Origin of the sequence: Micromonospora sp. CPCC 205546 (genome assembly GCF_036902715.1) — a bacterium.
GTDB lineage: Bacteria > Actinomycetota > Actinomycetes > Mycobacteriales > Micromonosporaceae > Micromonospora.
The window spans coordinates 15,220-39,133 of the sequence record NZ_JBAKHL010000021.1 but is presented as its reverse complement, the minus strand read 5'-3'; the positions used below and the strand labels follow the sequence as shown (position 1 = coordinate 39,133).

The 23,914-nt window shown below is 73.1% G+C and carries 19 protein-coding genes; 7 read left to right on the top strand and 12 right to left on the bottom strand.

Annotated features, from left to right (window positions below):
• Positions 1–441: 441 nt before the first annotated feature.
• The 3 genes from V6U77_RS12825 to ngcE form a co-directional block, all read right to left on the bottom strand.
• A complete protein-coding gene (locus tag V6U77_RS12825) occupies positions 442–1,344 on the bottom strand; it encodes a carbohydrate ABC transporter permease (protein WP_442934426.1) in 903 nt (300 codons plus the stop codon).
• Complete coding sequence (locus V6U77_RS12820; protein WP_334606509.1) at positions 1,341–2,249, bottom strand: carbohydrate ABC transporter permease; 909 nt, start codon at positions 2,247–2,249, stop codon at positions 1,341–1,343. Before V6U77_RS12820 ends, V6U77_RS12825 begins: the two co-directional genes overlap by 4 nt.
• Positions 2,250–2,323: 74 nt before the next feature.
• Positions 2,324–3,739: an N-acetylglucosamine/diacetylchitobiose ABC transporter substrate-binding protein gene (ngcE, locus tag V6U77_RS12815; protein ID WP_334606508.1), complete on the bottom strand. Its 1,416-nt coding sequence runs from the start codon at positions 3,737–3,739 to the stop codon at positions 2,324–2,326.
• Positions 3,740–3,933: 194 nt separating this feature from the next.
• On the opposite strand from ngcE, the gene V6U77_RS12810 reads away from it, so the two are divergent.
• Both V6U77_RS12810 and V6U77_RS12805 read left to right on the top strand, forming a co-directional pair.
• Positions 3,934–5,421, top strand: a complete 1,488-nt coding sequence (locus tag V6U77_RS12810) for an acyltransferase family protein (RefSeq protein ID WP_334606507.1) — start codon at positions 3,934–3,936, stop codon at positions 5,419–5,421.
• A 106-nt stretch (positions 5,422–5,527) separates the two neighbouring features.
• On the top strand, positions 5,528–6,508 hold the full coding sequence (locus V6U77_RS12805) for a hypothetical protein (protein ID WP_334606506.1): 981 nt from the start codon (positions 5,528–5,530) through the stop codon (positions 6,506–6,508).
• A gap of 30 nt (positions 6,509–6,538) precedes the next feature.
• On the opposite strand, the gene V6U77_RS12800 is transcribed toward V6U77_RS12805, so the two are convergent.
• Both V6U77_RS12800 and murD read right to left on the bottom strand, forming a co-directional pair.
• On the bottom strand, positions 6,539–7,357 hold the full coding sequence (locus V6U77_RS12800) for a poly-gamma-glutamate hydrolase family protein (protein WP_334606505.1): 819 nt from the start codon (positions 7,355–7,357) through the stop codon (positions 6,539–6,541).
• 104 nt (positions 7,358–7,461) lie between these two features.
• Positions 7,462–8,808, bottom strand: a complete 1,347-nt coding sequence (gene murD, locus V6U77_RS12795) for a UDP-N-acetylmuramoyl-L-alanine--D-glutamate ligase (protein ID WP_334606504.1) — start codon at positions 8,806–8,808, stop codon at positions 7,462–7,464.
• Positions 8,809–8,897: 89 nt separating this feature from the next.
• Between murD and V6U77_RS12790 the strand changes: the two genes are divergently transcribed.
• Complete coding sequence (locus tag V6U77_RS12790; protein WP_334606503.1) at positions 8,898–10,247, top strand: hypothetical protein; 1,350 nt, start codon at positions 8,898–8,900, stop codon at positions 10,245–10,247.
• 106 nt (positions 10,248–10,353) lie between these two features.
• Here the strand turns inward: V6U77_RS12790 and V6U77_RS12785 are convergent, their stop codons facing one another.
• Positions 10,354–12,258: a PucR family transcriptional regulator gene (locus tag V6U77_RS12785; RefSeq protein WP_442934425.1), complete on the bottom strand. Its 1,905-nt coding sequence runs from the start codon at positions 12,256–12,258 to the stop codon at positions 10,354–10,356.
• A 148-nt stretch (positions 12,259–12,406) separates the two neighbouring features.
• Between V6U77_RS12785 and V6U77_RS12780 the strand changes: the two genes are divergently transcribed.
• Positions 12,407–12,979, top strand: a complete 573-nt coding sequence (locus V6U77_RS12780) for a DUF6892 domain-containing protein (protein WP_334606501.1) — start codon at positions 12,407–12,409, stop codon at positions 12,977–12,979.
• Positions 12,980–13,167: 188 nt separating this feature from the next.
• On the opposite strand, the gene V6U77_RS12775 is transcribed toward V6U77_RS12780, so the two are convergent.
• Positions 13,168–13,590 (bottom strand): MarR family winged helix-turn-helix transcriptional regulator, encoded by a 423-nt coding sequence (locus tag V6U77_RS12775; protein ID WP_334606500.1) that lies wholly within the window; start codon positions 13,588–13,590, stop codon positions 13,168–13,170.
• A 125-nt stretch (positions 13,591–13,715) separates the two neighbouring features.
• On the opposite strand from V6U77_RS12775, the gene V6U77_RS12770 reads away from it, so the two are divergent.
• Positions 13,716–14,675 carry a quinone oxidoreductase family protein gene (locus V6U77_RS12770; protein ID WP_334606499.1) on the top strand — a complete coding sequence of 320 codons (960 nt, stop codon included), beginning with the start codon at positions 13,716–13,718 and terminating at the stop codon, positions 14,673–14,675.
• A gap of 101 nt (positions 14,676–14,776) precedes the next feature.
• On the opposite strand, the gene argG is transcribed toward V6U77_RS12770, so the two are convergent.
• Positions 14,777–16,228: an argininosuccinate synthase gene (gene argG, locus V6U77_RS12765; RefSeq protein WP_334606498.1), complete on the bottom strand. Its 1,452-nt coding sequence runs from the start codon at positions 16,226–16,228 to the stop codon at positions 14,777–14,779.
• Positions 16,229–16,301: 73 nt separating this feature from the next.
• Positions 16,302–17,333 carry a TrmH family RNA methyltransferase gene (locus V6U77_RS12760; protein WP_442934424.1) on the bottom strand — a complete coding sequence of 344 codons (1,032 nt, stop codon included), beginning with the start codon at positions 17,331–17,333 and terminating at the stop codon, positions 16,302–16,304.
• Here V6U77_RS12760 and V6U77_RS12755 point away from each other — a divergent pair.
• Positions 17,254–19,122: a thiamine pyrophosphate-requiring protein gene (locus tag V6U77_RS12755; RefSeq protein ID WP_334606559.1), complete on the top strand. Its 1,869-nt coding sequence runs from the start codon at positions 17,254–17,256 to the stop codon at positions 19,120–19,122. The genes V6U77_RS12760 and V6U77_RS12755 overlap by 80 nt on opposite strands.
• 44 nt (positions 19,123–19,166) lie before the next feature.
• Here V6U77_RS12755 and V6U77_RS12750 read toward each other — a convergent pair whose 3' ends face one another.
• A complete protein-coding gene (locus tag V6U77_RS12750) occupies positions 19,167–19,730 on the bottom strand; it encodes a dihydrofolate reductase family protein (protein WP_334606497.1) in 564 nt (187 codons plus the stop codon).
• Between the two features lie 143 nt (positions 19,731–19,873).
• Between V6U77_RS12750 and V6U77_RS12745 the strand changes: the two genes are divergently transcribed.
• Positions 19,874–20,533 (top strand): dTMP kinase, encoded by a 660-nt coding sequence (locus V6U77_RS12745; RefSeq protein ID WP_334606496.1) that lies wholly within the window; start codon positions 19,874–19,876, stop codon positions 20,531–20,533.
• 33 nt (positions 20,534–20,566) lie between these two features.
• Here V6U77_RS12745 and V6U77_RS12740 read toward each other — a convergent pair whose 3' ends face one another.
• Complete coding sequence (locus V6U77_RS12740; protein ID WP_334606495.1) at positions 20,567–22,798, bottom strand: transglycosylase domain-containing protein; 2,232 nt, start codon at positions 22,796–22,798, stop codon at positions 20,567–20,569.
• A gap of 200 nt (positions 22,799–22,998) precedes the next feature.
• Positions 22,999–23,802: a hypothetical protein gene (locus V6U77_RS12735; RefSeq protein ID WP_334606494.1), complete on the bottom strand. Its 804-nt coding sequence runs from the start codon at positions 23,800–23,802 to the stop codon at positions 22,999–23,001.
• Positions 23,803–23,914: the final 112 nt, after the last annotated feature.

The following is a 23,914-nucleotide window of genomic DNA, read 5'->3' as shown; positions in this document are numbered from 1 at the left end:
CCGCCCCGCCCTCGATCCGCGCTCCCGCCCCGCCGTCGATCCGCGCTCCCGCCGCAGCGGCGAGGAGTGACCTCGCGCGGCGCTTTGGAGCTGAGTCGTTTACGTCATCACGCGGTCGGCGCCAGCGCCGCGTGACATCCGCGCCGCGTCGGCTACACCGGTTTCAGGTGAGTCGCCCGCGCCAACCGGCTGGCACAGCAGGCCGGACGAGTCGCTCCCCGTCGCCCGCGCCCGACGGCCGCTCACACCATCAGCTCCACGGCGCGCTCATCGCCGCGGACCGGACCACGCGCCACCGCGCCACCGCGCCACCGCGCCACCGTCAAGCGAATCGTCTACGACATCACTTCGACAGCGCGCAGACCGCAACCGGCCGGACCCGCTCCGCACGCGCCGCGTCGCGCTGCTGAGCTGATCAGAACCGGTCCAGTGCGGATGGGCTCACTTCAGCTGGCCGGCCGTGAGGCCGGACTGCACCTGGCGCTGGAAGAGGATGTAGACCAGCAGCACCGGAACCACCGCGATGGTCAGGCCGGCGAAGAGCTGCGCGTAGTCGCCGGCGTAGCCCTGGTTGACCGAGAGCGCGGCGAGGCCCTGGGCGAGCACCCACTTGGACTCGTCGCCCTGCATGAGCACCTGGGGCAGCAGGAACTGGTTCCAGTGGCTGAGGAAGTTGAAGATGGCGACGCTGATCAGTCCCGGACGCGCCATCGGCAGCATCACCTGGAAGAAGAGCCGGAAGTGACCGCAGCCGTCGACGAGGGCCGCCTCCGCGACGGCGGTGGGCAGGGTGCGGAAGAAGGCGGTCAGGAAGAACACCGTGAAGGGCAGCGAGTAGGCGGCGTAGACGAGGATCAACCCGGTCCAGGTGCCGAAGAGGCCGGCGTTGCGCACCACGAAGAACAACGGCACCAGGGCGAGGAAGACGGGGAACATCAGCCCGCCGACGAACAGGTAGTAGACGACCTGCTTGCCCCGGAAGTCGTAGCGGGCGAAGACGTACGCGGCGGTGGCGCCCATCAGCATGGTCAGGGCGACCGAGCCGGCCACCACCACCAGGCTGTTGAGGAAGTACTGGCCGATGTGCGCCCCGGTCCAGGCCCGGGCCCAGTTGTCGAAGCGCAGCGCGCCGGGCAGGCTCCACGGGTCGGACAGGATCTCCGCGTTGCTCTTGAACGAGCTGACGAACATCCAGAGCAGCGGCAGTACGGTCAGCGCGCCCCAGAACAGCAGGAAGCCGTGCGACAGCACGTTGGCGACGCCGAGCTCGCGGCGTACCGGGCGGTCGGCGGGGCCGGCAGGCTCGGGCAGCGCCACCGGGACCGGCTTGTCCAGAGTCGTCACGAGTACTCGATCCTGTCTCGCTTGCTGGCCCGCAGCGCCAGCACCGCCACCGTGAGGGTCAGGAAGAACATCACCACGCCGATCGCCGAGGCGTAGCCGAACTTGGTCTCGCTGCCGAACGCCGTGTCGTACATCCGCACACCGATGACGTCGGTGGAGAAGTTGGGCCCGCCGTTGGTCATCAGCTGCACCAGGATGAACCCGTCCAGCGCGAAGATGGCCAGGTAGACCCAGGCGACCTGGACGGTGTCCCAGAGCAGCGGGATGGTCACCTTCCACAGCGTGGCCAGCCGGGAGGCGCCGTCGAGCATGACCGCCTCGTAGATCTCCTTCGGAATGGCCGACATGGCCGCGCCGAAGAGCACCACGTAGAAGCCGACGTTGCTCCAGATCATGACGGCGAGCACGCACCAGAAGGCGGTCCTCGGGTCGCCGAGCCAGGTGGGCGCGGCGAGGCCGACGCTGTTCAGGGCGCTGGTGAGCAGCCCCTTGTTCGGGTGGTAGACCTCCTTCCACAGCAGCGCGATGATCACGACCGAGAGCACCTGCGGGAAGAAGTAGACCGTGCGGTAGAACGACGAGCCACGCACCCCGCTGACCCCCGCCCGGCCCTTGCGGCCGCCCATGTTGAGCATGGCGGCGAAGAAGAGGCCGAGCACGATCGTCAGCACCGGAACCAGCGCCAGCAGGATCGCGTTGTTCTTCAGCGCGTTCCAGACGTAGTCGTCGTTCCACAGCGTCTTGAAGTTCGCCAGCCCGACCGAGTTGGCGTCGGCGGAGTAGCCGAGCCAGTCGGTGGTGGAGATCTGGAACGCCTGCAGGTACGGCGAGACGACGAAGATGACGTAGAGCAGCACCGGCGGCACCAGGAAGGTGACGATCAGCGGGTACTTGCCATGTCTCACGTTGAGGTCCTACCTCTTCAGCGGCGGTCCGGTAGGGGCGGGACGGCGCATCCCGCCCCTACCGGACCGGGGTGTCAGGCGGCCCGCTTGTACTTCTTGATCGAGCTGTCCTGGGCGATCTCGTCCGCGCCCTTCTGGCACTGGTCGAGGAACTCCGCCGGGCCGATCCGCCCGCTGAAGAACTCGCCGCACGCGGCGTCGACCAGGTTGCGCTCCAGCTTGCGGTAGTAGTTGTTGTAGACCCAGTTGAAGCCGTTGGCGCCGGAGGCGTCCAGCGCCTTCACCACGGTGTTCAGCCCGTACGGCAGCTCGACGCCCTCGCTGGCGCCGGCCACCACGGTCAGGCTGGAGACCTTCTTGGTGAAGTCCTGCGCGCCCTTCTTGGAGAGCATGATCCGGAAGTACTCCAGGCCGCCGGCGACGTTCTTGGCCTTGGCCGGGATCATGAACGGCTCGCCGGCGGTGCCCCGGACGGCCTCGAACGGCAGCTTGTCGCCGCTGCCCAGGCTCGGCGTCGGCTGGACGGTCATGTTGAACCCGGCCGGGGTGACGTCCTTCTGCTCGCTCTCCAGCCAGGAACCGCAGGAGATGAAGGCCGCCTTGCCCTGGCACCACGCGGTCTGCGACTGCTTGTGGTCGAGGCCGGGCGAGCCCTCGAGGATGAACTTGTCCTTGACGATCTGGTGCCAGGCGTCGGCGGCGGCCTTCATCCCGTCGGACTTCCAGGCGTTGGGCTCCAGGTTGTCGATCGCGGTGGCGACCGACGGGCCGCCGAACTTGATCGCGGTCGAGATCAACGGCCAGCTCATGTAGCGCGGGTGCGCGCCCGCGTACGTCCAGGGGGCGATGCCCGCGGCCTTGATCTGCTTGCACAGCGCGATGTGCTCGTCCCAGGTCTTGGCGTACTCCCACTTGCGCTCGGTGAAGAGCTTGGTGGAGTGCCAGATGCCGTAGACGGTGTAGGTGTAGTTCATCACCAGGAACTTGCCGTCGTACGAGCCGACCTCGACCGCGCCCGGCAGCAGGGTGTCCTTGACCGTCTTGCCCGGGATGTCGAGGCTCGGCGCGGCGAGCAGCTCGCCCAGGTCGGCGATGGCGTTCTGCGAGACCAGGCCGTTGAAGTCGATCTGGTTGGCGCCCGAGTTGTTGACCACGTCCGGCGGGGTGTTGTCGACGAAGCGCGGCTGGAGGGTCTTGGCGATCTCCTGCGTCGCCGAGTGGTTGATCTTCGCCTTCGGGTACTTTTCGGTGTACATGGCCTCGTGGGCCTTCGCGTACTCCTCGCCGAAGCCGCCGTTGAAGATCACCACCTCGAGGGGCGCGTCCTCCTTGACACCGAGCGGGTTCTGCTCGCTCTTGGTGCCCTTGTGGGTGCCGGCGTCGCCCTTGTCGTCGCCACCGCCCGTGGCGCAGCCGGTCAGCAGGCCGGCGGCGGGGGTGGCCAGGAGGCCGGCGGCGGCGGTGCGCCGCAGGATGTCACGCCTGTTCATGGTCTCTCCTCGGATCGGTCCGGGCGGTCGCCGGATGGGGGATGACGACCGCCGCACGAGGCGCAGGGGGAATTTGTCTTCAGTTCGCAATATCTTGCTGAAGAATTTCTACGGCAGGAGGGCGTGGACTTCAACCCCCGGGGACCGAACCGTTATCAGCACCGGCCAATGCACGCCTGCCGTACCCTCGGGCCATGCGCCGCCTGCGGCAACTCGCCGCGCGCACCCCCGCTGGTCGGCAACGCTACGTCGACCTGCTCCGGGCGCTCGCCATCGGCATGGTCGTTCTCGGCCACTGGGCGGTCGCCGCGATCGGCGAGGACGCCGCCGGCAGGCCGACGGGGCGCTCGGCACTGCCCGACCTGCCGTGGGCGTACCCGCTCACCTGGGGCGCCCAGGTGATGCCGATCTTCTTCCTGGTCGGCGGGTACGCCAACGCCGCCTCGCTGACCGCCCGTCGGGCCGCCGGCGTCGACGCCACCGCCTGGCTGCTGGGCCGGGGCGCCCGGCTGCTGCGTCCCACGACCGCACTGCTGCTGGTGATCGCCGGCGGCGCCGCGCTCGCGTCGCTGGCCGGCGTCGGGGCGACGCTGGTGCGTACCGTCGCCTGGTTCGCCACGATCCCGCTCTGGTTCCTCGCCGCCTACCTGATCGTGGTGCCGCTGACCCCGGCGATGCTCGCCCTGCACCGGCGCTTCGGTCTGTTCGTGCCGGCGACGCTGGCCGCGCTGGTCGTCGCCGGCGACGTGGGGCGGGCGCTGGGCCCGACCGAGCTGGCGCTGCCCAACTACGTCTTCGGCTGGCTCGCCGTGCACCAGCTCGGCATCGCCTGGCGCGACGCCGACGCCGGGCGTCACGACGCCCACCCGGCTGCGCAGGCCGCGCCGAGGCCCGGCGAGGCCCCGACCGGCCCCGCGCCCACCCGGGCCCGAGGACGTCGGCTGCCGCTGTCCCCGCGCGCGGGCGCGGCGGGGCTGGTGGGCGGGCTGGCCGCGACCGTGTTGCTGACCACCGTCGGACCGTACCCCGTCAGCATGCTCAACGTCCCGGGCGAGCGCCTGGACAACGCGGCCCCGCCCAGCCTGGCCCTGCTGATGCTGACCGTCGCGCAGTTCGGGCTGATCCTGCTGCTGCGCGACCCGGCGGAGCGCTGGCTGCGCCGCCCCGGCCCGTGGCAGGCGGTGATCGCGGTGAACTCGGTGGTGCTCACCGTGTTCCTCTGGCACCTCAGCGCCGCGATCCTGCTGGTGGGCGCGCTGGACGCGGTCGGCTGGCTGCCGACCGCGCCGGTGGCCTCGACCGCCTGGCTGGCCTGGCGGGTGCCATGGGTGCTGATGCTGGCCGTGGTGCTGATCGCCCTGGTCGCCGTCCTCGGCCCCGTGGAGGCCCGCGCCGGCGGCGGTCGCGCGGGCAATGGTCGCGGCGGCAACGGCGGTCGTGCCGGCAGCGGCGGGTGGCGGGCCCGCGCGCGCACCGCGCTCACCGCCGCCGGGTTCGTCGCCGTGGTGTACGCCCTGGTGGTCAACGCGCAGACGCCGAGGTCGGCGCCCGAGCCGCTGGGGGTGCCGGTGCCGGCGCTGGTGGCGTACCTGGCCGGGGCCGGCGCCCTGCGCCTGCTCAGGTCCGGGTGGGGAGGCCGGGGGCTACCCCGCCGTGCCGGGGATCCGGCCAGCGGCTCGTGAGCACCCTGCCCGGGCGTCCCCGGGCCGCGCGGAGGAGCCCGGCAGCAACGTCGCCCGGCCCGGTCGCCGGCCTCCCCGGCACCCCGGCCGTCGGTACGATCCGGCGGTGCGGACCGGTGCGGAGAGGCCATCTGGGACGCCGGCGCTGCCGACCGGCACGGCGGGCCCGGCGATCGCGGCCGGCGTACGGGCCTGGGTGGGCTCGGCGCCGCTGCGCGCCCTCGTCGGGCACTTCGGCGGCGACTGGCCGGACGGGGACCTCGCGGCGGTGCTGGCCGCGCTCGACGACTTCTCGGCGCGGCACTGGGACTTCCGCGGCGGCCGCGAGCGCCCGGACGCCCGGGAACCGGCCTTCGACCCGGCCACCGCGCGACTGGTGCTCGCCACCGCCGCCACGCTGGGCATGGTCCGCCCGGCAGCGCCCGCCCGGCCCGGGTACGCCCATCTGGTCGTGCTCGGCGGGTTGGCGCACGCCTGCCAGCGCCGGGTCGCGTACGCGGCGCACCTGCTGCGCGCCGGCACCCGGATCGGCGGCGAGGTGGCGGTGCTGGGCAGCTTCCGTCCGCTCTCCGACGCGGAGTGCCGGGCGCTGGCCGCGGCCGGCGTCCCGCCCTGCGACACTGAGGTGGCGGCGCTGGACGCGGCGGTGCGACGGGAGTTCCGGATGTCCGCACCGGCCGAGGACGACGGCCACGACGCGGGCCATCCGCACCACTCCTGGTCGTCGCGCACGTACCGGCCCGTGGACGGCCCGCCGGTCCGGGTGCTCGCCGCCCCGTCCAGCGACCCCGCCCGACGCCGCGCGCACACCGCCGACACCCAGCGGTTCTGGGCCGAGCACGTCCGCCTGCGCGCGGGCGATCCGGTGCTGATGGTGACCGCCCCGATCTACGTGCCGTTCCAGCACTGCGACGCGCTGCGCACCCTCGCCGTGCCGTACGGCTGCGCCATCGAGACCATCGGCGTCGACCCGGCCCTGCCCGAGCTGGCCGGGCTGCCCGAGCCGGCGCTCACCCCCGGCCGCTACCTGCAGGAGATCCGCTCGGCGATCCGCGCGATGCGTGCCCTGCACGGGGCGCGGCGCTGACCGGCCCCGCGTGTGCGGGCGGCCCCGCCCTCAGGCGCCGGCGCGCAGGGCCAGAGCCGCCCGGGTCGCGGACACGAATTCCCAGAAGCGCGGCTGCGTGGTGTTCTTCCGCTCGGCTCTGGTGTTGGTGCCGAACATGGCGTGCCGCAGCGGCGTGGTCAGTTCCAACTGCGCGCCCGCCCCCGAGAGCGTCCGGTTGCAGATGTTGCGCGGGTGGGTGCCGTCGATGGCGTCGTTGGTCCCCTGGGCGACCCCGATGCCGACCCTCACGAACTCCTGGCGCAGCAACTCCCGCAGCGTGACGTCGAGCCCGCCGATCAACACGGCCTCGGTCCCCGCCGGCTCGCCGGCCTGCTCCGGGGTGCACCCGTGCAGGGCGACGGCGCAGCGGGCCCCGCCGCAGACCGACTCAGCCCACGGGTCATCGCAGTTGACCGAGGTCACGTGCAGGTCACCGTTGCCGGTGCCGAGCAGCCCCTCGAACATCCAGTAGTCGTGCAGCCCCTTGCCGTCGGCCGTGACCGCCCTGGTCGCCGGGTGGTATCCGGCGATCGCGAGGCAGAGCTCCGAGGTGCCCGTCTCGATACCGCCCCCGTGCGGCGCGAGGACCGCCACCTGGGGGATCCCCGCGTCGGTGCTCTGGGAGTCGTCCAGGACCCCGTGCCGGCAGTAGCGACGGGCGTACTGGTTGCCCTCCAGCAGGCCCGGGGTGGCGTAGAGCTCGGTGTTCGAACCGTACAGGTCGCCGGTGGCCGCCCTGGCGGGAGTGGCGCCGGCCGGCAGCAGCGCGGGGCTGCCGATCGCCGCCGTGGCCAGTGCCGCCAGGATCGTCCTTCTCGACGCAGCCACCATCGCCACCCCATTCACGATTGTCGAACCCTCGCACGGACACTACCGGGCCGCCGACCGCCGTGTTGGCCCCGCGCGAGCCGGTGGACCCGACCGGGGCGGCGTCAGCCGGCCGTGTCCCGGACGGCCTGGGCGAAGACCTCGGAGCGGTGCTCGAAGTTGCGGAACCGTCCATAGCTGGGCGCGGCCGGGGAGAGCAGCACCACCCCGCCGGCGGGGGTCAGCTCGCGGGCGCGCCGGACCGCCTCGACGAGGTCCTCGACCACCTCGGTACGCACCTTCGGCAGGCCGGCGAGCGCCTCGACGATGCGGGCGCCGCTGTCGGGGATGCCGAGCACGGTGAGCTCGCGCTCCACGAGGTGCTCGCGCAGCGGCGTGTAGTCCAGGCCCCGGTCGGTGCCGCCGACGATCACCGTCAACGGCCGTCCCTCGTACGCGTCGATGGCGTGCATGGCCGCGTACGGGCTGGTGGCGAGCGTGTCGTCGACGAAGGTCAGGCCGGACGGGTCGGCGATCTCGGTGAGCCGGTGGGCCAGCCCCTGGAACCCGGCGACCGCCACGGCCAGGGTGTCCCTGCGCTCCACCACGTCGACGCCGAGCGCGTCGAGCACGGCGAGGGCGACGCAGAGGTTGCCCTCGTTGTGCCGGCCCACGAGCGGCAGCACCGCGCGCGGGAACAGCGGCCGGTCGCCGAGGTGGAACCAGGGCGTGCCGTCCGCGCCGCCGGCCACGTGGACGGTGTCCGGCAGGCCGGCGCGCACCGCCGCGCGGTCACCCAGTTCGAGGGCGAGCCTCGGGTCGGCGCCGTTGACCACCACGGTCCGCGGCCCGTGCGCCAGCAGGTTGAGCTTGTCGCGGTAGTACTCGCGCTCGCCGCCGTGCGCGTCGAGGTGCTCGGGGAAGAGCGAGGTGACGACCGCGACGCGGGGCGAGTCGGTCAGGTCGCTGCACTGGTAGCTGGAGAGCTCCAGCACGTACAGCTCCGCCTCCGGCAGGTCCAGCGTCGGCACGCCGATGTTGCCGCCGAAGACGTTCGGCCGGTCGACGGCGGCGAGCAGGTGGCTGATCAGGCTGGAGGTGGTGCTCTTGCCCTTGCTGCCGGTGACGCCGACGGTGCGGGCGGCGTGGTCGGCCATCCACAGGGCGGTGCCCTGCGTGACGGTCGCGCCGCGCCGGCGCAGCTCGACCAGCCACGGGTGGGTCTGCGGCACGCCGGGCGAGCGGACCACCACGTCGGCGGCGGCCAGCCGGGCGAAGCCCTCCTCGCCGGTGACCAGCGGCGCCGCCTCGGCCAGGGGCCCCTCCCAGGGCAGGCTGAGGAAGTTGGCGCTGTCGTCGACGGCGACCAGGTCGGCCGGGCCGTGCGCGGCGATCGCGATCACCGCGGCCCGGCCCTCCCGGCCGGCCCCCCAGACGGCGACGGTACGTCCGCGCAGGTCAGACAGGCGCACTGGCTCTCCTCGTGGGATGTCGACGGTGAGGCGGGGGCGGGTCCGACGCAGCCGGACACGGCCGGACGAACCAGGGCCTAGTATGGCGTGTGCCCAATGAGCAGCTGCGGCGGATGGACGCCTTCACCTTCCCGTCCTACTCGATCGACCTCTCCACCGGGGAGGTGTTGTTCGACTACGCCCTCACGGGCGCCGACGGCGAGCAGCGGTTCACCGAGGTGGTCACCCTTCCGCTGCCGGACGCGCCGCCGTCGGACGAGACCGTGGCGACCCTCGGCCGGGTGCTGGAGCTGCTGCACGTCGTCGCCGGCGTCAGCTACTACAAGGCCGCCGCTCCGCCGCGCCTGGTGCTACCGGCGCCGCTGGGCGCGGCCGCCGCCGAGCTGGTCACCGCCGTCTACACCAAGGGCCTCGCGGAGTACGCGTACCGCAACCGGCTGCCGCACGTGCTCGAGCTGCGCCCGGAGGTGCCGGCGGGCGAGGTGTCCGCGCCCCGGGTGTACGACGACTCCGACCGGCGTCCGCTCTCGGCGGTGGGCGGCGGCAAGGATTCCATCGTCAGCCTGGAGGCGCTGCGCCGGGCGGGCCTCGACCCGGTGCCGTTCTCGGTCAACCCGAACCACGTGATCGTCGCGGTCAACGAGGCGTCCGGGCTGACCCCGCTCGCCGCCCGGCGGCGCATCGACCCGGTGCTGTTCGAGCTGAACGCCGCCGGGGCGCGCAACGGCCACATCCCGGTCACGGCGATCAACTCGCTGATCGCCGTCGCCACGGCGGTGCTGCACGGCCTGGGCCCGGTCGTGATGTCCAACGAGCGCTCGGCGTCGGACCCGAACCTCGTCTGGAACGGCCACGAGATCAACCACCAGTGGTCCAAGGGCGTGGAGGCCGAGGGGCTGCTGCGGGGCGCGCTGGCCGAGCACGCCGGGCTCACCGAGCCGTACTTCTCGCTGCTGCGGTCGCTGTCGGAGCTGCACATCGCCCGGTCGTTCGCCGAGATCGACCGCTACGACGACGTGGTGACGAGCTGCAACGCCGCGTTCAAGCTGCGCGACGCCAGCGAGCGCTGGTGCCGCGACTGCCCGAAGTGCCGGTTCGTCTTCCTGGCCATGGCGCCGTTCATGTCCCGCGAGCGCATCGTCCACATCTTCGGCGGCGACCTGCTCGCCGACCCCGCGCAGATCCCCGGCTACCGCGAGCTGCTGGGCGTGGACGGGCACAAGCCGTTCGAGTGCGTCGGCGAGGTGGAGGAGTCGGTGGTGGCGTTGAGCCTGCTCGCCGAGCAGGACCAGTGGCGCGACGCCCCGGTCGTCCGTGCGCTCGTCGACGCCGTACCCGAAACGGCCTGGTCGGCCGCCGCCAGCTCCGACGTCTTCACCCCCGGCGGCCCGAACCACGTCCCCCCGCCGTACGCGAAGGCCCTCGCCGCCCTGACCTGACCTCCGCTCTCCCCCACCCGCCCCGCCGATCATGAGGTTGGCAGCCCGGTTCGGGCGATTCCTCCCCGCCAACCTCATGATCGACAGCAGACAGGAGCTGGCGGGGTCAGGAGGTGCGGATGGCGTCGAGGGCCAGCAGGGCGACGTGCAGGGAGAGGCAGGCCTCCACCGAGTCGAGGTCCACGTCCAGGACGCGGCGGATCCGCGCCAGCCGCTCGTAGAAGGCCGGTCGGGACAGGTGTGCCGCCCCGGCCGCCGCCGACTTGTTGCGGCCCTGCTCCAGGTACGCCCGCAGGGTGCCCAGCAGTTGCTCCCGCGGGTGCTGCGCGTCGTGGGTCAGCAGTGCGCCGAGTTCCCGCTCGACGAAGGTCTGCAACCGGGGCTCGTCGCGCAGCAGGTGCAGCAGCCCTGCCAGCCCGACGTGCGGCAGCCGGAAGACCGGCAGGTCCCGTCGGTCCCGCCGGGCGGCATCGGCGATCTGCCGGGCCTCGATCAGCGACCGACGCGCCTCCCGCAGGCCGGGCACGCCGGAACCGGCCGCGATGAGCAGGCCGCCGCCTGCCGGCCGGGCCACGCCGTTCGTCCGGCCGTTGGACCGGGCCGCTCCGTCACCGTGGACAGGGCCGCCCGGGCGGACCTGGCCCTCGGAACGAGCGGAGCCGCCCAGACGGAGATGACTGTCCGGGCGGGTCGGGCCGTCCGGGCCGGCGGGTGCGTCCGGACGGAGGCGGCGCAGGGTGGTGGCGAACGCGGCCAGCGAACGTTCCTCGGCCGCCGGCTCCGGCAGGGCGAGCAGCACCCCGACCGCCTGGTCGTCGACGGGGCTGGTCAGCCCGGTCAGCTTCGCCTCGCGCAGCGCCTGCCCGACCGCCTCGGTGAGGTCGCGCAGGCGCACCGGGCCGGCCTGTGGACCGCCGGCGCCCGGATCGGGGTGTGCCGCCTCCGGGGCCGGGCCGCCCTCCCCCGCCGGTTCGTCGCCGCGATGCCGGATGACCACCCCGACCAGGTGCCGCCGGTCCAGCACCACGCCGAGCGCCCGGGCCCGCAACGCGACCTCGTCGACCGGCAGGGAGTGGTCCAGCAGGGCGGTGAGCAGCGTCCGGTGGATCTGCCGCTCCAGGCCCTCGGCGTCGCGGCGGATCAGCCGGCCCAGGGCCAGGGTCGAGGCCGCCCGCTCGACGAGGATGGTCAGCCGGGTGGGTGGGACCACGGGCGGCGCGACGACACCGACCGGCGCGCCGCCCTCCCCGTCCGGGCCGAACACGCGCCGACCGGCCGACAGGTCGCCCCCGCCCGGCCAGCGCAGCAGCAGCCGTCCCCAGTCCTGTCCCCGGGCGCCCACCGTGGTCACCAGCCACCCGTTGTCACCGTCGTACGCGGTCCGCCCGGCCGGCCGGATCCGCCGCGAGTGCTGCTCCCAGCAGTCCAGCAGCAGCTCGGCGCTCTCCCCCGCCGGGTCGTACGCGAGCACCTGCCGGGAGAGGTTCTCCAGCACCACCGGGCAGCCGGAGAGCTCGGCGGCCTGCCGCACCACCTCGCCGGGGCCGGCGCCCTCCACCGACAGCTCCGTGAAGCGCTGGTGGATCTCCTCCGTGGCCCGCAGCTCGGTCAGCTGGGCGTCGACGATCAGCGCGTGCACGGCCTCGGTGATCCGGACGAACGGGGTGGCCCGCCGCAGCTCGACCAGGGGCAGCCCGCGCCGCTCGGCGGCGGCGGCCATCACCCGGGGCACCCCGCTGACGTACCGGCGGCCCAGCTCGACGACCAGACCGGAGACGCCCACGTCCGCCAGCTCGCCGATGAAGACGCGCAGCCCGGCGTCGTCGGCGGGTAGCCCGATCCCGGTGGTGAGCACCAGCTCGCCGCCGCCGAGCAGGGGGGCGATGTCGGGCACCTCGGTCACGTGCACCCAGCGCACCGGACGGTCGAGGCCGGCCTCCCCGGCGACCAGGCGCGGGGCGCCGTGGCGGACCGGGTCCAGCGCGAGAACCTCACGGACGGTAGGAAACACGGGCGACACGCTACCGTCCGTGACGTCGATTCCGCACGGGCGGCCACCCGGTCTCGGGCCCGCTCGTGCCGCTCGGGCTCGGGCAGGTTCCGCACCCAGTCCCGGGCCCGCGCCCAGTCGATGAAGCGGTCCCGATACGGTCGGGATCATGACCCTCATCTTCGCCGACCTCGGCCTGCACCTGGGCGTCCTGGACGCCCTGCTGGACGACGCGATCGCTGCCGACGACCTCAAGGCGCTCATCGAGTCGACCGGCCCCGATGGCCCGGAGGACGGCTACCCAGGTCCAGGCCCGCGCCTGCAGGCGTCACTAGAGCTGTTACATGCCGTCACGGTGCCGTCGGCCGAGGCCGCAGCGATCACCGACCTGCAGTTCGACGGCGGCAGCGACATCTACATGCTGATCGAGCAGACCCTGGACATCGACACCGGCGGCGAGTCCGACGACTACAACGTGACGTCGCTGGAGGGCATTCACGCACTGTCCGGCCTGCAGTCCCTGGATCTGGACGGCCACGGATATCGTCCAGGGCCGTTGGACCTGACCCCGCTGACCGGCCACCCGGCCCTGTCGGAACTGGTACTGACCGGGGAATGCACGGGAGCGGCGGCGCTGGAGTCGCTGCCTGCGCTACACACCCTGGACGTCTCGCTGGCGCACCTCGACGACCCCGACGTCCTGGCCCGCTTGGAGGCCCGCGGAACGACGGTCCAGCGTTGACCGCGCCACAGCAGAGGCCGTTGCCGCACAGAGGCCGGGAGTCCTGGGTGGGGAAGCGACCTATGAGACACGCCGCAGGTGTCTCGCCGGGTCTGGCGTAGACGATCCGCAGCCGCCGGCTTGCTTGATTCTGGCCCGCCCGCGTGAAGCCGTTGAATCCAGCTCGGTCGGGTCAGGGCGCAGGCACGTCAGCCCAGTGCCTTGCGCAGCAGCGCCGTCAACTGGTCCTGCTCGTCGGGCGAGAGTCGTCCGACCGCCGTACGGGCGAAGGTGAAGGCCGTTGCGAACCGGTGGTTGATCTCGTTCCCCCGGGGGGTTCTCGCGACGAGCCGTGCGCGGCGGTCCCGGGGATTCGGTTCGCGGGTCACGAGGCCGAGCGCTTCGAGACGCGCGACGATCTGGGTGATGTTGGAGGCATCGCAGCCGAGTTCCTCGGCCAGGGCGCCCATGCCCCGTCGCTCATCGAGTCGCCCGAGCACACATGCCTGCGCCGGGCTGAGCGACAGCTCGGCTGCCGCCGCCTCGTAGGCGCGGTCGTACACGTCGACCAGGTCGAACAGGGCTGCCTCGGCCTCGGACGAGGGAGTCACGGGTCCGTTCGGCAGCGCCACGTCCCCAGCCTAGGTGAGTTAGTTGATTCACTCAAATAGCTGTGGTCCAATGATCCTTGATGCACTCAAGTAAACAAGGGGGGACGATGGGGAGCAGAGTCGAGCGCACAGCAGGCGACGCGATCGTGGCGCCGCAGATGAACGCGGTCGTCCTTGACCGGTTCGGCGGAGTCGACGAACTCTCGTCGCGCCGGACACCGCTCCCGCAGGTCGGCGACGACGACGTCCTCGTCCGGGTGGAGTACGCAGGCGTCGGGTCCTGGGACGCGGGCGAGCGGGAGGGGAACTACGACGGCGTTTTCGGCGTCGCCTCGACCTTCCCCTACATCCTCGGCTGGGACGCGGCCGGCACGGTGGCCGCGGTCGGGCGCAACGTCACACGGTTCGACGTGGGCGAGCGGGTCTACGCCGCGACGATGCCGGTGCCGCGTGGTGGCTCCTACGCCGAGTACGCCGTCGTCGAGGCGGAGTTCGTGGCTCGCGTGCCCGACCGGCTGCCGACCGGACAGGCCGGCGCGATGGCGTGGGATGCCCTGACCGCACTGAGCGGTCTCGACCTGCTCGGGCTGCGGCCGGACCAGACGCTCATGGTCTTCGGGGCCAGCGGGGGTATCGGCCACATGGCCGTGCAGCTGGCGCGGCACAGCGGCATCCGGGTGTTGGCCGTGGCCTCTGGTGACGACGGTGTCGCCCTGGCCCGGCGGCTGGGCGCCGACGACGCCGTCGACGGTCGTCGAGACGACGTGTTGGCTGCGGCGTTCGAGTTCGCACCGGGCGGGCTCGATGCGGCTCTGGTCACCGTGGGAGGCGAGATTGCCGAACGATCTCTGCGCGCGATCAAGAAGTCGGGACGGATCGCCTGGCCGAACGGTGTCCTGCCCACGCCGGTGACGTCGCCGGGGGCGACGGTGTCCGAATACGACGGGGACCGAAGCCCCACCGCCACCGATCGGCTGAACGCGATCATCGAGGCGAGCTCCTTCGAGGTCCACGTCGCCCGGACTTTCCCGTTGGCCCGAGCCGGGGATGCGCACCGCGCCCTGAATGATCACTATGTCGGGAAGCTGGCCCTCAAGGTCGGATAGGACGCGACAGACGCCCCGAGGCTCCCTGAGCGACGTGGCCCGGAAGCCCCTCGACATGAGGGACCTCCGGGCCACGTGACGATCATGTCCAGAGGCGTCGCTCAGTCGACGCCGAACTCCATCGCGGCGCGGTCGAGGGCCTCGTCGGCGGCGGAGGGGACCCCCCGGGAGGCGATGGCCTCCGCACCGCCCTGCGGCATCGCGCCGATCAGCCCGGTCGAGGCGGCCTGCGCGGCGCCGACCACCCGCTGCGGGGCCGCGCCGCCGACCATGCCGAGGGTCGCGTACTGCTCCAGCTTCGCCCGCGAGTCTGCGATGTCCAGGTTGCGCATGGTGAGCTGGCCGATCCGGTCCGACGGGCCGAACGCCGAGTCCTCGGTACGCTCCATCGACAGCTTGTCGGGGTGGTAGCTGAACGCCGGGCCGGTGGTGTCGAGGATCGAGTAGTCCTCGCCCCGGCGCAGCCGCAACGTCACCTCGCCGGTGACCGCCGTGCCCACCCAGCGCTGCAACGACTCGCGCAGCATCAGCGCCTGCGGGTCCAGCCAGCGCCCCTCGTACATCAGCCGACCGAGGCGGCGGCCCTCGTTGTGGTAGTTCGCCAGGGTGTCCTCGTTGTGGATGGCGTTGACCAGCCGCTCGTATGCGGCGTGCAGCAGCGCCATGCCGGGCGCCTCGTAGATGCCCCGGCTCTTGGCCTCGATGATCCGGTTCTCGATCTGGTCCGACATGCCCATGCCGTGCCGGCCGCCGATGGCGTTGGCCTCCAGCACCAGGTCGACGGGGCTGCCGAACTCCTTGCCGTTGATCGTCACCGGGCGGCCCTGGTCGAAGCCGATCGTGACGTCCTCGGTGGGGATCTCCACCGACGGGTCCCAGAACCGGACTCCCATGATCGGGTTGACCGTCTCGATGCCGGTGTCGAGGTGTTCGAGGGTCTTCGCCTCGTGCGTGGCGCCCCAGATGTTGGCGTCGGTGGAGTACGCCTTCTCGGTGCTGTCCCGGTACGGCAGGCCGCGTTCGAGCAGCCACTCCGACATCTCCTTGCGCCCACCCAGTTCGGTGACGAAGTCGGTGTCGAGCCACGGCTTGTAGATCCGCAGCTGCGGGTTGGCCAGCAGCCCGTAGCGGTAGAACCGCTCGATGTCGTTTCCCTTGAAGGTCGAGCCGTCGCCCCAGATCTGGACGTCGTCGGAGATCATCGCCCGCACCAGCAGGGTCCCGGTCACGGCCCGGCCCAGCGGGGTGGTGTTGAAGTAGGCCCGCCCGCCCGAGCGGATGTGGAAGGCCCCGCAGGTCAGCGCCGCCAGGCCCTCCTCGACCAGGGCGGCGCGGCAGTCGACCAGCCGGGCGACCTCGGCGCCGTAGCTGAGCGCGCGGCCGGGCACCGAGGCGATGTCCGGCTCGTCGTACTGGCCGATGTCGGCGGTGTAGGCGCAGGGAACGGCGCCCTTGTCGCGCATCCACGCGACCGCGACCGAGGTGTCGAGGCCGCCGGAGAAGGCGATGCCGACACGTTCGCCGGTGGGCAGGGAGGTGAGAACCTTGGACACGGGGAAGATTATGCACCAGCCCGCATGGCCATGCAAATGAAACGCGGCCGGCACCACCTCCCCGGGCGGGACACTAGGCCGGGTCGTCGCGACCCAGCTCCCAGCAGGCCACGGCGGTGGCGGCGGCGACGTTGAGCGAGTCGACGCCGCGGCGCATCGGGATCACCACCCGGACGTCGCTGCCGTCCATCGCCGCCCGGGTCAGGCCGGCGCCCTCGGCCCCCATGAGCAGCGCCGCCCGGGCCCGCTGGGCCGCGTCGAGCCGCTGGATCGGCACCGCGTCCGGCGCCGGGGTCATCGCCAGCACCGTGAAGCCGGCCGCGCGGACGTCACCGAGCGCGTCCGGCCAGGGCTCCAGCTTCGCGTACGGGATCGCGAACACCTCGCCCATGCTGACCCGGACGCTGCGCCGGTAGAGCGGGTCGGCGCAGGTCGGCGAGAGCAGCACGGCGTCCACGCCGAGCGCGGCCACCGCCCGGAAGATGGCCCCCAGGTTCGTGTGGTTGTTCACGTCCTCCAGGACCACCACCCGCCGCGCGGCGGCCAGCACCTCGGCGGCGGCCGGCAGCGGCTTGCGCCGGAACGACGCGAGCACGCCCCGGTGCACGTGGAAGCCGGTGGCCCGCTGCAGCACGTCCTGGGTGGCCGCGTAGACCGGGGTGTCGCCGGTGTCCAGGTCGGCGAGCTGGTCGACCCGCTTGGCGTCCACCAGGTACGACCGGGCCGGGTAGCCGGCCCGCAGCGCCCGGCGCAGCACCAGCTCGCCCTCGGCGATGAACAGACCGTGCGGCGGCTCCCAGCGGGTGCGCAGCTCGACGTCGGTCAACGCCCGGTAGTCGGCGATCCGGTCGTCGTCGGGGTCGGTGATCGGGTGGATGGGCACCCGCCGATTCTGCCGGATGCGCGGCGGCCGCCCCGGGCCGCCCGACGCCGCACCGATCGGGGGCGTTTTGTCCAAGTAAGAAGGGGAATGGCAGGCCGGATCGGCGGACCGACGGAAGGACAGCCAGGTGAACGCACGTCCCATGGGCACGCCGGGGCCGGACCGGACCGACCACCCGGACGGACGGCGCGTCGACCTGGGACCGCTGCCCCGCGGCGCCACCGTCGCCGATCACGTCGTGCACCGGCTGGCGGGCTGGGGCGTGCGCCGTTACTTCGGCTATCCCGGCGACGGCATCAACGGCCTGACCTCGGCGCTGCAACGCACCGGGGACCGGGCGCAGTTCGTCCAGGTCCGGCACGAGGAGACCGCCGGCTTCGCGGCCTCGGCGCACGTCAAGTACGGCGGCGGGCCGCTCGGCTGCGCGCTGGTGACCAGCGGCCCCGGCGCGATCCACCTGCTCAACGGCCTCTACGACGCCAAGCTGGACCACCAGCCGGTGGTCGCCCTGGTCGGTCACACCGCGCTCACCGCCGAGGGCGGCGGCTACTACCAGGAGGTGGACCTGCTCGCCCTCTACAAGGACGTGGCGGCCGCCTTCCTGGCCCAGCTCGACCACCCAAGCCAGGTCCGCCACCTGGTCGACCGGGCCTGCCGCACGGCGCTGGCCCGGCGTACGGTCACCGCGCTGGTGCTGCCGTCCGACATCCAGGACGCGCCGGCCGTACCGGACCCACCACACGCGCACGGCTACTACCGCACCAGCGACGTGCCCAGCAGCGGCCCCACGGTGCCGCCGGAGGCCGACGTGCGCCGGGCCGCCGAGGTGCTGGGCGGCGGCGAGCGGGTCGCCATGCTGGTCGGGCAGGGTGCGCTCGGCGCGGTGGACGAGGTCCGCGCGGTCGCCGACCGGCTCGGCGCGGGGGTGGCGGTCGCACTGCTCGGGTTCGCCGCCGTGGACCACCGGGAACCGTGGGTGACCGGCGCGATCGGCCTGCTCGGCACCCGGCCCAGCTGGCAGTTGATGAACGGGTGCGACCGGCTGCTGATCGTGGGCAGCAACATGCCGTACTCGGAGTTCTACCCGCCGGGGCAGGCCCGGGCGGTGCAGATCGACCGGGACGGTACGCAGCTGGGGCTGCGGTACCCGACCGAGGTGAACCTGACCGGCGACGCCGGTCCCACCCTGCGGGCGCTGCTGCGCGAGCTCGGCCCCGGCCCGGGACCGAGCCGCTGGCGGGAGACGATCGGCAGGGCCACCTCCGCCTGGCGCCGGACCCAGCGGGAACTGGCCGGGCAGTCCGCCGACCCGGTCAACCCGCAGCTGCTCTTCACCACCCTCAGCGACCGGCTGCCCGACGACGTGATGATCTCGGTCGACTGCGGCACCACGACCGCCTGGTACGCCCGGCACATCCAGGTCCGCCCGGGCATGCTGGCCAGCCTCTCCGGCACCCTGCTCTCGATGGGAGGGGCGATGCCGTACGCGCTGGCCGCCAAGTTCGCCCACCCGGACCGCCCGCTGGTGGCGCTGATCGGCGACGGCGCGATGCAGATGAACGGGATCAACGAGCTGATCACGGTGGCCAAGTACTGGCGGAGCTGGGCCGACCCCCGGTTCGTGGTGCTGGTGCTCAACAACCGGGACCTGGCCTTCGTCAGCTGGGAGCAGCGCTCCAGCGAGGGCACGCCGATGTTCCCGGACAGCCAGCAGCTGCCCGACATCGGCTACCACCGGTGGGCGGAGGTGCTGGGCCTGCACGGCGAGCTGGTCGACGCGCCGGAGCAGGTGCCGGGCGTCTGGGACCGGGCGCTGAGCGCGGACCGGCCGGTGGTCGTCAACGCCCTGGTCGACCCGGCCGAGCTGATGCTGCCGCCGCACTTCACCGCCGAGCAGGCCCGCAACACCGCCGCCGCCGTGCTGCGCGGCGACACCGACTGGGCGGGCATCATCCGGCGGGGCCTGCCCACGGCGATCGCCACCCTCCGGCCGGGCCGCGGCCGGGGCTGACCCGGCGCGGACCGGGCCGGCCACCGTCGGTCGGTGCGGAGGCGTCAGTCCGCCCGGCGGTAGCGCAGCAGGACCGACCGGCCGTCGAAGCCCCGCGACTCGACCAGGCGCAGGTTGATCCGCTCCGTGGCCGCGAAGACCGGCTTGCCGCCGCCGAGCACCACCGGGTGCACGAAGATCTGGTACTCGTCGATCAGGCCGAGGCCGGTCAGCGCGCCGGCGGCCCCGGCCCCGCCGAGGAGCAGCAGGTCGCCACCCGGCTGCTCCTTGAGCGCGGTGACCTCCTTGCCGAGATCGGCACCCCCGACGACCTGCGCGCCGTGCTCGGCGGCGGTGAGGGTGCGCGAGAGGACAACCTTCGGCGTACGCCGCCAGATCGGCGCGAACGCCAGGTCGTGCGGGTGGTCGGAGATGGACTCGACCTGCGGCCAGTAGCCGGCCATGAGTTCCCAGACCCTGCGGCCGTAGAGGAACCCGCCCACCCGGTCGCACTGCGCCAGCGAGTACGCGGACAGCTCGTCACCCATCTGCGGCCAGTCGAACTCGCCGTTCGGCCCCTCGATGAACCCGTCGAGCGACTGGTGCACCCCGTAGATGATCTCTCGCATGGCCTTGCTCCCGTTGGCGTCGCGACGCCCCTCGTGGGCGTCCTCGTCAGGTGGTCGGAGCGGCGGCGCCGGCTTTGACATCCCCGGACGGACTCTGCTCCGGGTTTTCCGCCGACTGGTCCGGCACCGTTACCGTGCCGCTTGTGCGCGGCGCGACGATCATCGCCCTGGTCGGCATCGACGGGGCCGGGAAGACCACACAGGCGAAGGCGCTGGCCGACCGGCTAGGCGCGGCGGGGGTGCCGGCCACCTACTTCGAGAACCCCGGCGGCCGGCCGCTGTGGGACCGGCTCGCCCGCGCACTGGGTCGCCGCGACGGGCCGCACCTGTTCGGCCGCACCGGCTACGTGGCGCTCGAGGCAGGCGTACGCTGGCTCGCCATGGCCCGGGCGGTGCTGGTGTCCCGGCTGACCGGCCGCGCGGCGGTGATGGACCGGTGGTCCTGGTGCCAGTACGTGGTGATGCGGGTCCGTGGCGACCGGGGCGGGCGCCTGACGCGGCTGGCATTCGGGATCTTTCCGCGGCCGGACGTGGTCTGCTTCCTGGCGGTCTCGCCCGAGGTGGCGCAGCAGCGGGTGCTGACCCGGGGCGTCGACACCGAGGAGCTGCCCTACCTGCGCGCGCTGGACGCCGGCTACCGGGACCTGCCGGAGTTCGGCACGTTCACCGTCGTCGACGCGGACGGCGGGCCGGCCGAGGTCCGCGCCGCCCTGGACCGCGTGCTGCACACGGCTGTGGGGCCCGCCCCGGAGGTACGCGACCGACCCGCTCGGGCCGACCGCCGCCCGGACGCCGGCAGGTGACCGCGCCCCAGGCTCGCGGCTCGCGGCCCGCCGTCAGCCGCGGCGATCCAGCCAGCGTCGCAGGTCGGACAGGCGCTCGTCCGAGGGAGACGGCCGCCGCTCCTCCGACGGGCGGCGCTCCTCCGACGGGCGACGCTGCTCGACCGGCGGACGCTCCACCGGGCGACGTGGGTCGCCGACCAGCTCGCGGCTCGGCGCGGCGAAGGCCTTGCGCGGCTCACCCGCGACGGCGGCGCCGATGACCCGGGCGACCGCGTCGATCACCCTCGCCTGCACCGCCGCACCCACCGAGTCGGTCGGGTCGTCCGGGTTGGCGGCGATGCCGGCGACCGCCACCTGCGGGGTGAAGCCGACGAAGGTCTCGGTGGCGTTGCGCTCCGAACTGCCGGTCTTGCCGGCCACCGGCCGACCGTCGAGGATCCGGTTCACGGAGGTGGCCGTGCCCCCGTTGCACTGCGCGAGCGTGGACTGCTGACCGACCGGGCAGCGGGCCGCGTCGGTGGCGGCCCGGGCCACGTCGGCGTCGAGCACCCGCCGACAGGACGGGTCGCCCACCGGCACCCGCTCGCCGTCGGCCGCGGTCACCGACACCACCGGCAGCGGGGTGCAGTAGGTGCCCTCGGCGGCCACGGTGGCGTACGCGTTGGCCAGGTCGAGCGGCGTGGTGGCGGTCACCCCGAGCGTGAACGAACCCCAGTCGGCGGCGTCGTTCTCGGCGAAGGTGGCGTCGGCGTCGGCCCGGAAGGTGATGCCGAGGCGCTTCGCCATCTCGACCACCTTCTCCTGCCCGACCTGTTCGGCCAGCCACACGAAGTAGGTGTTGACCGAGCGGCCGAAGCCGTCCCACATCATCCGGTAGCCGTCCATCCACTCCGGGTTGGCGTTGGCCGGGCACCACCGGCCGTCGCAGCTGCCCTCGCCCTCGGCCGCGTACCGGGTGGGCAGCCGGCTGGGCGCGTCGAAGCCCGTGGAGAGCGGCTTGCCGGCCTCCAGCGCGGCGAGCATGGTGAAGAGCTTGAACGTCGAGCCGGCCTGGTAGCCGTCCACGCTGTCGCCGCCGGAGACGAGCGGGTTGACGGTGTTGGGGCGGTTGGCCTGCCCGGCGGGGTTGGCGTCGAGGCTGTAGCGCCGGTTGACCGCCATCGCCAGCACCCGACCGGTGCCCGGCTCGACGGCGGCGATCGGCAGGGCGCGCTTGTTGTCGTAGGAGTAGACGTCGGTGGCCTGCTTCTGCGCGGTGGCCTGGATCTTCGGGTCCAGCGAGGTCACCACGGTGTAGCCGCCGCGGCGCAGCGCCTGCTCGCGCTCCTCGACGCTGGCCCCGAACTCGGGCTGCGCGAGCCACCACTGCCGTAGGTAGTCGCAGAAGAAGCCCCAGTCGTCGTGGCCCTGCGCGACGGCGGTGCAGCCGTTGGGCTGGGCGGTGGGGCGCAGGGTCAGCTTCTCGGCGCGGGCCCGCGCGGCCTCCTCTGCGGTGATCGCGCCGGTGTCGACCATCGAGTCGAGCACGTAGCCGCGCCGCTGGAGCGCCGCGTCCGCGTCGCCGTCGATCGGGCTGTACGCCTCCGGCGACTGCACGAGGCCGGCGAGCAGGGCCGCCTCGCCGAGGGTCAGTTCCGCCGGTGCCTTGGCGAAGTAGCGCTGGCTGGCCGCCGCGATGCCGTACGCCCCGGAGCCGAAGTACGCGATGTTCAGGTAGCGGTTGAGGATCTCGTCCTTGCTCAGGCGCTGTTCCAGCGCCGTGGCGTACCGGATCTCCTGGACCTTGCGCCCGACGGTCTGCTCGGTGGCCGCGGCGCGTTCCTCGGCGGTGCGCCCGGGGTCGGTCTTGAGCACGTTGCGGACGTACTGCATGGTCAGCGTGGAGCCACCCTGCTGCCCGCCGCCGGAGACGTTCGACACCACCGCTCGCAGCAGCCCGCGCGGGTCGGCGCCGCCGTGGTCGTAGAAGCGCCGGTCCTCGGCCGCCACGATGGCCTGCCGCATCACCGGGGCGATCTCGTCGAGCGGCACGTCGGTGCGGTTGACGTCGTAGAACGTGGTGATCAGCGTCTTGCCGTCGTTGGCGTAGAGGTAGGAGCGTTGCGGGGTGGCCGGCGTGCGCAGCGCTTCGGGCAGCGCGGCGTACGACCCGACCGCGGCCTTGGCGGCGAACCCGAGCAGCAGGTTTCCCGGCAGCGCGGCGACAGCCAGGACGAGGCCGGCGAGCACGCCGGCGAGCAGCACGGTGAACAGCCGCGACAGCGGCGGGCGGGGTGGGGCCATGGTCCCCAGGGTTGCCACGCGACGGGCCGATCGACCACCCCCGCAGCCCGGTTGTCAGCAATTTCACCGCCCGTGACCAGCGACTTCCCATCCCATCCGCCCCTCGGGCACCGCCGGCCCCGTGGACACCGTCGACCCCAACGCCCGCCCGGTCCGGCGACGCCCGCCGGTTCCGGTGCCGTCGGAGGCGGTGCGGCGGGTCAGGTGGGCAGGGGGCCGTTGGGGCCGCCCGGAGCCGCCGGGGCGGCGACGGTGGCGAGGCTCGCGCTGGCGGCGTCGCGGGCGATGTCCCGGGGCACCAGCCGGCCGGAGCGGTAACCGACGCCGATGCCGGCGATCAGCACGAAGATCGCGCCGAAGGTCTGCAGCGAGCCGATCAGCGCGCCGCCGACGCCCAGCAGCGGGGCGGCGATCATCAGCATGGCGCCGTCGCCGATGCTGAACGTCCCGGAGCGGGCCACCGACCAGCCGGTCAGCAGCCAGCCCAGGCTGTAGCAGGTGGCGCCGACGAGCACGAGCGTGCGCGCGGTGGTGCCGAAGACGGGGGTCTGCTCCGCCAGCCCCGCGAAGGGCAGCATGAGCACCGTGCCGGCGATGGAGACGAGCAGGCCGGCGACGGCCGCCCGGCGGCTGCGGGTCGCCGCCAGCAGCCCGGTCAGCGCCAGCAGGGCGAGCAGCCCGAGCCACACCGCCGCCACCCAGCCCACCAGGTAGAGGGGCCGGCCGTCGGCCGGGTACGGGTCGTTGCCCACCCCGCCGTCGCTGCCCATCGCCACGACGGCGTAGAGGATGGCGTACGCGGGCAGCAGCCACACCGCGCCGCGGGCAAGCCGGCGCAACGACCAGGCCCAGGTGGCGTTCGTGGCCGGTCCGGCCGGCGTCGGTTCGACGAAGGGCAGCACGCCGAACCCCCCGCCGGTGCGCCGGCTGCCGATCGGTCCGGTGGGATCGTGCGCACCGGGCACCGGGGCCGAGGAGCGTACCCGCTTCGCCGGATCCTTCATGCGTCACCTCGCTCGTCCGACGAGCGGTGCGGGACGCGCCGGGGCGCCCCGATGCCTGCTCACCGCCCGTCCTAGGACCGATGGTGGCAGGCGACGGAGCGCCCCATGAGTC